Source organism: Streptomyces sp. NPDC017056, from assembly GCF_044332485.1.
In the GTDB taxonomy this organism is placed as follows: Bacteria; Actinomycetota; Actinomycetes; order Streptomycetales; family Streptomycetaceae; genus Streptomyces.
This window is the reverse complement of record NZ_JBIRPD010000001.1, coordinates 40,501-51,903: the sequence shown is the minus strand read 5'-3', so window position 1 is coordinate 51,903 and position 11,403 is coordinate 40,501. Positions and strand designations below refer to the sequence as shown.

The 11,403-nt window shown below is 74.8% G+C and carries 9 protein-coding genes; 3 read left to right on the top strand and 6 right to left on the bottom strand.

Annotation, left to right across the window (positions count from 1 at the left end):
• Positions 1-114 precede the first annotated feature (114 nt).
• Genes ACH4OW_RS00205 through ACH4OW_RS00195 form a run of 3 tightly spaced genes read right to left on the bottom strand, consistent with a single transcriptional unit; the run spans position 115 to position 3,702 of the window.
• Positions 115-726 carry a TetR family transcriptional regulator gene (locus ACH4OW_RS00205; RefSeq protein ID WP_360141404.1) on the bottom strand — a complete coding sequence of 204 codons (612 nt, stop codon included), beginning with the start codon at positions 724-726 and terminating at the stop codon, positions 115-117.
• Positions 727-761: 35 nt separating this feature from the next.
• Entirely contained in the window at positions 762-2,969 is a 2,208-nt protein-coding gene (locus ACH4OW_RS00200) for a YhgE/Pip domain-containing protein (protein ID WP_360141401.1), read from the bottom strand.
• Positions 2,941-3,702, bottom strand: a complete 762-nt coding sequence (locus ACH4OW_RS00195; RefSeq protein WP_398023744.1) for an ATP-binding cassette domain-containing protein — start codon at positions 3,700-3,702, stop codon at positions 2,941-2,943. Before ACH4OW_RS00195 ends, ACH4OW_RS00200 begins: the two co-directional genes overlap by 29 nt.
• A 226-nt stretch (positions 3,703-3,928) precedes the next feature.
• On the opposite strand from ACH4OW_RS00195, the gene ACH4OW_RS00190 reads away from it, so the two are divergent.
• From ACH4OW_RS00190 to ACH4OW_RS00180, 3 genes are all read left to right on the top strand, one after another.
• Positions 3,929-4,414 (top strand): SAV_6107 family HEPN domain-containing protein, encoded by a 486-nt coding sequence (locus tag ACH4OW_RS00190; RefSeq protein WP_360141395.1) that lies wholly within the window; start codon positions 3,929-3,931, stop codon positions 4,412-4,414.
• 157 nt (positions 4,415-4,571) lie between these two features.
• The gene (locus ACH4OW_RS00185; RefSeq protein ID WP_360141392.1) at positions 4,572-5,327 is read left to right on the top strand and encodes a methyltransferase; all 756 of its coding nucleotides are present in this window, start codon (positions 4,572-4,574) and stop codon (positions 5,325-5,327) included.
• A gap of 256 nt (positions 5,328-5,583) precedes the next feature.
• A complete protein-coding gene (locus ACH4OW_RS00180) occupies positions 5,584-5,997 on the top strand; it encodes a DUF3040 domain-containing protein (RefSeq protein ID WP_360141389.1) in 414 nt (137 codons plus the stop codon).
• Positions 5,998-6,161: 164 nt separating this feature from the next.
• Here the strand turns inward: ACH4OW_RS00180 and ACH4OW_RS00175 are convergent, their stop codons facing one another.
• The 3 genes from ACH4OW_RS00175 to ACH4OW_RS00165 are packed head-to-tail and all read right to left on the bottom strand — an operon-like array spanning position 6,162 to position 11,052.
• The gene (locus ACH4OW_RS00175) at positions 6,162-8,597 is read right to left on the bottom strand and encodes a transglutaminaseTgpA domain-containing protein (RefSeq protein WP_398023741.1); all 2,436 of its coding nucleotides are present in this window, start codon (positions 8,595-8,597) and stop codon (positions 6,162-6,164) included.
• Complete coding sequence (locus ACH4OW_RS00170) at positions 8,594-10,030, bottom strand: DUF58 domain-containing protein (RefSeq protein WP_360141383.1); 1,437 nt, start codon at positions 10,028-10,030, stop codon at positions 8,594-8,596. Before ACH4OW_RS00170 ends, ACH4OW_RS00175 begins: the two co-directional genes overlap by 4 nt.
• A complete protein-coding gene (locus tag ACH4OW_RS00165) occupies positions 10,030-11,052 on the bottom strand; it encodes an AAA family ATPase (RefSeq protein ID WP_398023739.1) in 1,023 nt (340 codons plus the stop codon). The genes ACH4OW_RS00170 and ACH4OW_RS00165 overlap by 1 nt, the downstream gene beginning before the upstream one ends.
• Positions 11,053-11,403: the final 351 nt, after the last annotated feature.

Genomic DNA, 11,403 nt, shown 5'->3' with positions numbered 1-11,403 from the left:
CGGGGGGGGGGGGGGGGGCACCCCCCCCCCGGGGGCCCGGGGCCCCCCCGGGCGGCGGGGGGGGCCCGCCCCCCGCGCCCGCCCCCCGCCGCTTTCCGTTCCGGGACCCGCGCCTCACGGGCGCCCGCTCACCCGGCCCTGCAGCAGGCGCGACAGGGACGCGTGCACGTCGTCGACCGACCGGTGCGGCTGGTAGGACTGCCAGTCCAGCGCCGCCACCAGCACCATCCCGAACAGCGCGGACGCCGTCAGCGGGATGTCGATGTCCTCGCTCAGCTCGCCGGCCGCCACCGCCTCCCTGAGCACGCCCTCCACCACCGTGATCGCCCGCTCGCGCACCACCATGAGCGTCGACTGCCAGGCCCGGTTCGTACGCCACAGCTCGGCCACGTACAGCTGGGTCAGCGCCGGATAGCGGGCGATGAACTCCAGCCCGGCCCGGATCATCGCGTCCAGTGCGTCCACCCGGGTGCCGCCCCGGGCCGCCGCGCCGTCCGCGGCCTCCTGGAGGGAGGTGGCCAGCAGCTCGATGCCGTGCCGCAGGAGCTCCTCGAAGAGCTCGTTCTTGCTCGCGAAGTTGTAGTACACGGTGCCCTTCGCGACACCGGCCCGATCGGCGATCTCGTCCACCGTGGTGGAGGAGAAACCCTGTTCGGCGATGAGGGTGACCGCGGCTTCGAAGAGCTTGCGCCGGGTGGCCTGGCGGCGCGTGCTGGAGCTGTCCATGGGGGAGATTGTGCCGCCCCCGGCGGCCCGCGCGCTCACAGGCTGAGCTCCGGGTGGAGGTCCTTCATCCGGACGATCTGCTTCCCGCGCGCCGCCCAGGCGGTGAGCGCGAGCGCGGCCGCCGTGAAGGCGAGCAGCACGACGCTGCCCTGCCATACGGGTGCGAGGTCGCCGCCCGTGATGAGCCGCCGCAGCCCCTCGACGATGTAACTCATCGGCAGGAACGGGTGGATGGCGTTGAAGAAGCCGGGGCTGGTCTGTACCGGGTAGGTGCCGCCCGCCGACGTCAGCTGGAGCATCAGCAGCGCCAGCACCAGGATGCGGCCGGCCGGCCCGAAGCGGGCGTTCAGCCACTGCACGATCGCCGAGAAGCACGCCGTGGCCAGCAGCAGGAACCCGATCGTGCCCGCCGCCCGCTCCATCCGGAGGCCGAGCCCGTAGTGCAGTACGGACATCAGGGCGGCCGTCTGGAGCACTCCGAGGGCGAACACCGGCAGCCACCCGGAGACCGCGATCCGCCAGGCGCCCGCTCCCATGGCGAGCGCGCGCCGGTTGAGCGGCGGGATCAGCATGTAGGCGACCATCGCGCCGACCCAGAGGGAGAGCGGGATGAAGTACGGGGCGAACCCGGTGCCGTAGTTGGGGGCGCGGTGGGCCGCCTGGGAGGCGAGCTGCACCGGGTCGGACATCACCCGCGTACGCGCGTCCCGGTCCTGCTTGCCGTAGTCCGGGATCTGCCGCACGCCGTCGTGCAGGCCGCCGGCCAGCTTCTCCGAGCCGTCGGAGAGCTTGTACATGCCGCCGTAGAGGGTCTGCGCGCCGTCCTTGAGCTTGCCGACGCCCCGGTCGAGGTCGCCCGCGCCGGACGCGGCACGGTCCGCGCCGTCGTGCAGCTGCCGGGCCCCGTCGGCGGCCCTGGCCGCGCCGTCCGCCAGCTCGCCGGTGCCGGCGGCCAGCTTCCCCGCGCCCGCCGACACCTGGTGGGCGCCCGCGTTGAGCTGGTTGATCTTCTTGACCGCGGCGTCCATGTCGGCGCCGAGGGTCGGGCCGCGCCGCGCCAGCTCGTCCGCGAGCCGGTGCAGCGAGTCCAGGTCGCGGCCGAGCCGTGCGAGGTTCTTCTGGTCGTGGACGTAGCCGCTGACCTGCTCGGCCTTGTCGGCCGCCGCGTCCGCCTGGTCCGCGATCCGCTTCAGTTCGGCGCAGGAGGCGTCGGGCCGCGCCGCGTTCCCGCACTGCTTGCGGTAGAAGGCCGCGAGGCGGTCGGAGATCCCGCGGGACAGCTTCGCGCCCGCGTCGGCCGCCCGCGGCAGCTTGTCCAGGTTGTCGCGTACGGCCTGGGAGCCGTCGGCGACCAGCCGGGCGACGCGGCCGATCTCCTTGCCGTGCGCGCGCACGAAGGGGCCCACCTCGGCGACCACGCCGTTGACCTTGTCGGCCAGCTGCTGGGTGCCCTGGGCGACCTGGCCGGAGCCGTCGGCCAGCCGGCCGGCGCCGCGGGAGGCGGCGGACGCGCCCTTGGAGAGGTCGGCGGTGCCCGTGGCGAGCTTGCCGGCGCCCGCGTCGAGGTCCTGGAGCCCGGCGGCCAGGGTGCCGCTGCCGTCCTTCGCCGTACCGAGACCGTCCTTGAGCTTGCCGGTGCCGTCCTGGGCCTGCCCGATGCCGTCCTTGAGCCTGCCCGCGCCGTCCGCCGCCTCCTGCGTCTTGTCGTGCAGCGTCGAGAAGGAGACGAAGATGCTGTCGTAGAAGCCGCGCGAGGACTTCGCGGAGGCCGCCGAGCGCACCTCGGAGAACACCGTGCGGGAAATCTGCCCGACGATGTAGTTGTTGGCGTCGTTCGTCCGCACCTTGAGGGCGCCGGTCTCCGGGTGGTCGCCGGAACTGGACGCGAGCCGTTTGCTGAAGTCCTTCGGAACGGTCAGCGACAGGTAGTACGTGCCGTCCTCGACGCCCTTGTCGGCCTCTTGGGCGCTCACCTCGTGCCAGTCGAAGGTGTGGCTGTCGCGCAGGCCGCTCACGATGCCGTCGCCGGCCGCGATCTTCTTGCCCTTGGCCTCGGCGCCCGTGTCCTCGTTGACGAGCGCGACGGGGATCTTGTCCAGGCGGCCGTACGGGTCCCAGAAGGAGAACAGGTACAGCGCGCCGTAGAGCAGCGGCAGCAGCAGGAGGGCGATCAGCGCCGCCATCGGCAGCTTCCCCCTGCCGAATCGCTTCAGCTCAAGCGCGGCCAGCCTCGGCGAACGCATCCGCCGCCTCCTTGTCGTCGTCGCGGACGTCCTCGCGGGCCGCTGTGCTGACCACGACCGCTCCTTGGGGGGCCTTGCTGCACACGGCGAGCACGGTCGTCCCGGATGCCGCCAGCGCGCGCAACGTGGCCCACACACGGTCGCGCTCGTCGTCGGAGAGCTTCATGTCGGTGTCGTCGATGGCGACGAGCCGGGGCCCGCCGATCAGCGCCAGGGCGATCGACAGCCGCAGCGCTTCCAGCCGTTCCAGGTCGCGTACGGACGTCCGGTCGCCCTTGGGCAGGGCGGCCAGGTCCAGTCCCGCGGCCTCCAGGGCCGCGTCGATCTGCGCGCGGGCCGCTGCGGTACGCTCCCGGCGCGGGCGCAGCAGCGCCCGGAGGGAGCCGCCGAACCGGCGCTGGAGCAGGGTGCGTTCGCGCAGGTGCTCGGCGACGGTCAGGGCGGGTTCCAGTTCCGTGACACCGGGTACGTGAGCAAGAGCGGTGACGGCCCGGACGGCCGCCGTCCTCTTGGGCAGCGGCAGACCGGCGACCTCGGCCGTGCCGGCGGCGGAGACCATGCGGCCGGTGAGCGCGAGCAGCAGGCAGGTGCGGCCCGAGCCGGACGGGCCCTCGACGGCGATCAGCGACCCGGGCTCCGCATCGAGGCGGACGTCCTTGAAGGCCCAGCCGCGGGGGCCTTTGACGCCGAAGCCCGTGGCGCGTACGGCGGCCCCGTGCGGGGTGCTGTGCACGATCCCCTCCCTTGAACTGACCAGTCAGTTCAAAAAAGTATGCGCAGCCGCGCCGGGGCTCCGCAAGGGGGCCGGAAACATCCGCCCGCTTTCCCGGGAAAGCGCGCATCTCCCGAATTACGGCCGCCTTCGCAGGGAAAGAGCAGGTCAGAGCCGATTGTCAGTGGTGTGCCGCACGATGGCCCCATACGGTCTCGAACCGTCATGCGACGACAGGAGGTTCGTCATGGCAGCCAGTTCGGCCGCGGGCAGCTCCGCGGCGTACGGCCCTCCGGGCGATGTCCACCCCGTCCTGCGCCGGGCGTCCGCACCGCCCGCCGCCCTCGACCTGCTCGCCCAAGCCCAGCGCGGCGTGGACGAAGCCCGCACCCTGGAAACCCCCAACGAGCGCTATGCCACCGCCCACCTCGCCGCACTGCGCACCGCGGCCGCCGTCCTCGCCGTGCGCGGCCGCCCGGAAACCAGCCTGCGCCGGCGGCAGCGCATCCGCAGCGCCTGGGAAGTGCTGCCCGAAGTCGCTCCCGAACTGGCCGAGTGGAGCGCCCTGTTCGCCTCCGGCGCCCAGCGCCGGGCCCGCGCCGAAGCCGGCATAGCCGGCGCGGCCGCCCCGCGCGACGCCGACGACCTGATCCGCGACGTGTCCATGTTCCTGCGCCTGGTGGAACGGATGCTGCTCCTCCAGCCCGTGCTGCCGTCCCAGCGGGCGGGCTGAGCCGGGCGCGGGACGGGGCGCGGGACGAGGGCGCGGGCCGGGGCGGGAAAGCCGCCCCGACCTGCCGCGGCGCACCCGGACCGCGGCGGGGGTACGGCGCGGGACGCAATAGGGTGGGGCCCACCAGTTCCATGCCCCCGTCGAGGAGCCACCCGCCGTGTCTGACCCGCTGCGCCCGCGCGCATCCCTTCGTACCGCCGTGGTCTGGGAGGTTCTCAAAGACGCCCTGGAGCGCCGGGCCAAGGCCGCCGGCCGGGACGCCCTCGACGTCCTGGACACCGGCGGCGGCACGGGCAACTTCGCCGTGCCCGTCGCACGCCTGGGCCACCGCGTCACGGTGGTGGACCCCAGCCCCAACGCGCTGTTCGCCCTGGAGCGGCGGGCCGCCGAGGCAGGCGTCGCCGACCGGGTGCGCGCGGTGCAGGGGGACGCCCACGGGCTGTTCGAGGTGGTCGAGCGCGGCGGCTACGACGCCGTGCTGTGCCACGGCGTGCTGGAGTACGTCGACGACCCGGCCGAGGGCGTGGGCAACGCCGTCGCCGCGCTGCGCCCCGCAGGCACCCTCAGCCTGCTCGCCGCCGGCCTGGGCGGCGCCGTCCTCGCCCGGGCGCTGGCGGGCCACTTCACCGAGGCCAGGAACGCCCTGACCGACCCGGCGGGCCGCTGGGGCGACGGGGACCCGGTGCCCCGGCGTTTCACCGCCGAGCAGCTCACCGCGCTGGTCTCGGACACCGGCCTGGAGGTCGGCGCCGTGCACGGCGTACGGGTCTTCGCCGACCTGGTCCCCGGCGTGCTCGTGGACACCGAGCCCGGCGCCATGGACGCCCTGCTGAAACTGGAGGCGGCCGCCGCCGAGCAGCCCGCGTTCCACTCCGTCGCCACCCAGCTGCACGTGCTCGCCGAGCGGGGCTGAGCACCCCGGCCGCGCGCCGGCCGCGTGCAGTCGGCCACAGGCCACCCGATCAGCCGCTTCGCCCCGTATGATCGGTGTACAGCGTCCGGCATGACGGATCGGCGGGTGGGGAATGCAGGCTGCGACACCACCGACCGCCGTGGCGGCCCGGACAGTGAATTGGCGTAGAGGGGCGGGTTTCACGGGGGCGATTCCCTGCCTATCCTGAAAGGGTCGCACCCGGTCGCCCCCCGCGACCGACGAGTAGGAGGACTCCGTGCCGCTCTCGGAGCACGAGCAGCGCATGCTCGAGCAAATGGAGCGAGCGCTGTACGCCGAAGATCCCAAGTTCGCGACAGCGCTTGAGGGAAGCGGGCTGCGTACGTACACCCGGCGACGGGTCTACCAAGCGGTCGCGGGCTTCCTGGTAGGTATCGCGCTCCTCATGGCCGGAATGGTCGCTCAGCAGATCTGGATCAGCGTGGTGGGGTTCCTCGTCATGCTCGGCTGCGCGGTGCTCGCGGTCACCGGATGGCGCAAGGCCCCCAAGCCGGGCGAGCAGCAGGCCGCGGCGGGCGGCCGCGCGGGACCCGGCGGCACCCAGGCCCGCCGCCAGGCCAGGCAGCGCCGGTCGATGATGGACCGGATCGAAGGCCGCTGGCAGCGCCGCCGCGACGAACAGGGCCACTGAGCGCCCCCCGGGTTTCCTCCGAGCCCGGACCGAACCGAACTCCGTACGAAGCGGCCGTCCCGACGTGGACGGCCGCTTTCGTATGCGCGGCGCTCCGCCCCTACGTGCGCCGCCTCTTACGCGCGCCGCCCCTTACGTGCGCTGGCCCTTACGTGCGCTGGCCCTTACGTGCGCTGGCGCGACGGGCGCACGGCGTTCGCCGTACGGCGGGCGGCAGCGGCCGGGCGGCTGGCGGAGCAGCGGGCCAGGAAGGCCGACCAGCGGGACGAGAGGGACCACAGGGCCCGCGCGGCGGAGCGCGGGACCAGGAGGGCACGTACGCGCAGGCGCCGGGACGCGGCCGCGTGCAGGCCGGACCGGACGCGGCGCACCTCGTCCGCGAGACCGGACGCCGGACGCGGACGCGGCGCATAGAGAACCTGCTCGACCGAGGCGGCGACGCGGTGGGCGGCGTCGGCCGCCGCGCCGTCCAGCTCGCCTATCCGTACAATCCGCTCCGCCGCCTTGCGCGGGGTCAGCGATTCGTCCGGCACGATGCCGTAGTCCCAGCCGGTGTCGACCAGTTCCCGCCAGGCCGCGAGCGTACGCGCCGCGGGGTCCGGGCCCGCGCGGCCGCCGCCGAGGCGGTGCGAACGGGCCCACGCCCGCCAGAGCAGCGGCAGCGCCACCACCAGTAGCAGGACCAGGACGCCCAGGCAGCCGAGGGCGATCATCCAGGGCGAGGGGCCGTCGTCGGCCGGGCCGCTCGCCGAGTGCGCGGGCGGCGTCCAGCAGGGGCCGGTCCGCCGGTCGACGGGGGCGCAGCTCTGCGCGGGCGAGGGCTCAGCGGGCGCGGCCGCCGACCGCGACGGCTGCGGCGCCGGGCCGCCCGTCCCGCCGGCGGACGGCGTGTCGGCCAGGGTGTAGTCGGGCAGCGTGCCACGGCTCGGCGTCGGCTCGAAGCGCGTCCAGCCGACTCCCTCGAAGTACAGCTCGGGCCAGGCGTGGGCGTCCTTGAGGCCCACCGAGGTGGAACCGTCGCTCTGCCGGGTGCCGGGGGTGAACCCGACCGCGACCCGGGCCGGTATGCCCAGCGTGCGTGCCATCGCCGCCATCGAGAAGGCGAAGTGCACGCAGAAGCCCTCCTTCTGCTCCAGGAACCGCGCGATGGCTTCCGTGCCGCTGCCGGCCTGCACCTCCGTGTTGTAGGTGAAGCCGCCGTTGAGCGAGAACCAGTCCTGGAGCCTGACCGCCTTGTCGTACGCCGAGCCGGCGCCCCGCGTCACCTGCTCCGCGGTCTCGCGCACCACCGCGGGCAGCGAGTCCGGCACCCGCGTGTACTCGCGGGCCAGCTCGGCGGGCGGCGCAGGCGACGCGGCGAGCTGCTGCCGGGTGGGCCGCACGAGCAGGCTCTCGACCTGGTACTGCGCGCCGCGGGTGTTCTGCCCGCGGTCGCCGACCAGGGTGCGGCCCTCGGGCTCGAAGCGCCAGCGCCCCGAGATGTCCACCCGGGTGGCGGGGTAGGGGAGCGGCAGCCAGTTCTGCGCGTACCAAGGAGCGGCGGAGACCGAGGTGTTGACCGTGGTGACGTCCACCGCGGGGCTCAGCCCGGACGGGTCGGGAAACTGCGCGGGCACGTCCTTGACGGCGCGCTCGGACGGCTTCCACGCCGTACCGTCGAACTGGTCGAGGGCCACGATCCGCAGGTACAGGTCGCGGGTGTCGGAGGTGGTCGTGCGGTAGTTGAGGACCTGTTTGTCCTCCGGCTGGTTCAGGCTGTTCTGCAAGGAGACCAGCGGGTTCACCGCGGAGATCGTGCCTCCGCCGCCGGCGCCCCGCCCGGCCGCTGCCGGGCCCAGCAGCCCGCCGCCGAGGGAGGGCAGCACCGCCGGCACCACCAGGGCGATGCCCAGCACCAGCGCGCCGATCCGGCGGCCGGTACGGACCGGGGCGTGCGCGGGGCCGCCCGCCGTCGAGGCGTAGCTCTGCCCTTCGGCGACCGGCGGCCGTCCGGCGCCGGGGCTGCGGCCGCCGAAGACCCGGCCCCACCGCGAGAGCCGGTCCCGGCCCTCGGCCAGGAGCAGCAGCAGATAACCGGCCCCCGCGATCAGGAACCACAGCCAGCTCGCCGCGCCTTGGGACAGGCCCGCCGCCACCGAGTACAGCGCGAGCAGCGGCAGACCCGCGGGCGCCGCGCTCCGGTACGTCACGGCCAGCGCGTCCACCACCAGCCCGACCAGCACGACCCCGCCGACGAGCAGCAGGCGGATGCCCGCCGTCACCGGGGCCGGTATCGCGTAGCGGCTGACGTCGGCGACGCCCTCCTGCATCAGCTCGGCGAACTCCAGGAGGACGTCCAGGTTCGGCAGTACACCGGCGACCGCCTTGTCGTGCGCGAAGAGCACGGTGAGCAGCAGCAAGGCGACCACGGCCTGCGCCGTCACGGTCAGCGGGCGCGCCAGCGGCACCCGGCGGGCCAGCGCGCCCACCCCGGTCACGATCGCCAGCAGGACGGCCGCCTGGACCACCCAGCCGACCGGGTCCACCAGCGGCAGCAGTGCGCACGCGGCGCACAGCGTCGCCACCGCCGCGCACACTGCCAGCCGTGCCCGCCCGCTCATGTCACCGCTCCGTTCCCCGATGCCGCAGCGGACCCGGCGGCCCCGGCAGACCCGGCGGCCCCGCCGCCCGGCGCCGTGCCACCACCGTCCGCCCGGTCGTCCTGCCGGGCGCCCGCCCGGTCCGCCTGCCGCCACAGCGCCGCCAGCGAGTCGCCCGGCGCCACGGGCAGCGCCTTCCAGCCCGCCTCGCGCAGCATCCGCAGCCGCTCGTCGAGCGGTACCCGGGCCTCCTCGCCCGCGAACCTGAACCCGCCGAGCCCCCGCGACCAGGCGTCCCCGTCCAGCACGAACGCGACCGCCGCCCCGCTGCGCTGCCGCATCCGCCCGGCCACCGCGGCCTGCTCTTCGTCCAGATCCCCGAAGAACGCGACCAGCAGCCCTTCGTTGCCGCCGCGCAGGACGTCGTACGCCCGCGCCAGGCCCGGTTCGTCGGAGTGCTCCACCACGGCCAGGGTGTCCAGCAGGAGCCCGGCGGCGTCGGCGGACCCGGTGCCGCCCGCGTACCCGCCGGCGCCGTCGGGGCCCGGTACGGACGTGCCCGTGTCGGTCAGGAAGCGCACCGAGAAACCGCGCTCCAGCAGGTGGACCGCCACCGAGGCGGAGCCCGAGACCGCCCATTCGAACGCGGAGTCGGGCCCGGCGCCCTGATGTGCCGTGAGCCGGGTGTCCAGCAGCACCGTGCAGCGGGCCTTCTGCGGCTGCTCCTCCCTGCGGACCATCAGCTCGCCGTAGCGCGCCGTGGAGCGCCAGTGCACCCGGCGCAGGTCGTCGCCGTGCCGGTAGCCGCGCGGGATGACGTCGTCCTCGCCGGCCAGCGCGAGCGAACGCTGCCGCCCGTCGCCGTACCCGGCCGCCTCGCCGGCGAGCCGTACCGGCGGCAGCGGCTCGACCCGCGGCACCACCGTCAGCGTGTCGTGGTCGCTGAAGGACCGGGTGAGCTCGCACATGCCGAACGGGTCGGACAGCCGCAGCTGCAACGGCCCCAGCGGATAGCGCCCGCGCAGGTCGGAGCGGACCCGGTAGGACACCTCGCGGCGGCCGCCGGCCTCGACCCGGTCCAGCACGAAACGCGGCCGGGGCCCGAGCACGTAAGGCACCCGGTCCTGGAGCATCAGCACACCGGTGGGCAGCCGCGAGACGTTGTCCACCCGCAGCAGCACCCGGGACTCGGCGGCGGTCGGCACCCGGGCGGGGGAGAGGGTGCGGCTGCCCGCGACGCGGTAGCGGGTGCGGTGCAGCACGGCCGCGCACACCAAGGGCAGGGCGGCCAGCAGCAGTCCGACGCGCAGCAGGTCGGTCTGCCCGAGGGCGTAGGCGCACACGGCGGCCGCGGCACCCGCTGCCAGGAAGGACCGGCCGCGCGTCGTCAGCCCCCCGAGGGCGGCCCGCAGCCCGCCCCGCTCCGGCGCTTCCCCGATCCCCCCGGCCGGCATCAGAACCCCCGGACGCCGGGCGGCTGTTGCACGTGCGACCGGCGCCACTGCTGCGCCGAGGGGTCGGGAACCGGCGTGCGGTGGAGGATCTCGACCACGACCTGCTCGGCCGTACGGCGGTTCAACTGGGCCTGCGCGGTCGGCAGCAGCCGGTGCGCCAGCACCGCCACCGCGAGCGCCTGCACGTCGTCCGGCAGCGCGTACTCCCGGCCGGCCAGCGCGGCGGCCGCCTTCGCCGCGCGCAGCAGGTGCAGCGTCGCCCGAGGCGAGGCGCCGAGCCGCAGGTCGGGGTGGGTGCGGGTGGCGGCCACCAGGTCCACCGCGTATCTGCGCACCGGTTCGGCGACGTGGACCGTGCGGACCGCGTCGATCAGTTTCAGTATCTCGTCGGCGTGCGCGACCGGCTGGAGGTCGTCCAGGGGCGAGGCCGCCCCGTGCACGTCCAGCATCTGCAACTCGGCTTCCGGGCTGGGGTACCCGATGGAGACCCGCGCCATGAAGCGGTCCCGCTGCGCCTCGGGCAGCGGGTACGTGCCCTCCATCTCGACCGGGTTCTGGGTGGCGACGACCATGAAGGGTGCTGGCAGCTCGTAGGTCTGCCCGTCCATCGTGACCTGGCGCTCCTCCATCGACTCCAGCAGCGCCGACTGGGTCTTGGGCGAGGCGCGGTTGATCTCGTCGCCGATCACGATCTGGGCGAAGACCGCGCCGGGCTTGAACTCGAAGTCCCGCCGCTGCTGGTCGAAGACGCTCACGCCCGTGATGTCCGACGGCAGCAGGTCGGGGGTGAACTGGATGCGCCGCACCGAGCAGTCGATGGAGCGGGCCAGCGCCTTGGCGAGCATCGTCTTGCCCACGCCCGGCACGTCCTCGATGAGCAGATGGCCCTCCGCGAGCAGCACGGTCAGCGAGAGCCGTACGACCTCCGGCTTGCCCTCGATCACGCCTTCCACCGATCTGCGGACCCGCTCCGCTGTGGTGGTCAAGTCGCTGAGGCTCGCTCGCTCGTCATAGGTCGTCACCCGGCCCTCCTCGGCCCTGCCCCGCGCTCCGGGAAGCGCGGGGTACCCCATTGCGGGCCGGAGTCCTCCGTACGGACCGGCCCTCCCCGCCATGGGCCGCGGTGCCTGGCGGCCACCGCGACGTCACACACGCATTCTCGCCGTCGGCGCCGCCCCGCGTCATGGCCTGTGGATAACTCGCGCGCCGCGCCGTTCCGGGCGGTCCGTCCGCGCAGCCGTGGGGGGGGGGGGGGGGGGCCCCCCCCCCCCCCCCCCCCGGGGGGGGGGGGGGGGGGGGGGGCGGGGGGGCCGCGGGGGGGGCCCGCCCCCCCCCCGCGCGGGGCGGGCGCCCCCCCCCCCCCCCCCCCCCCT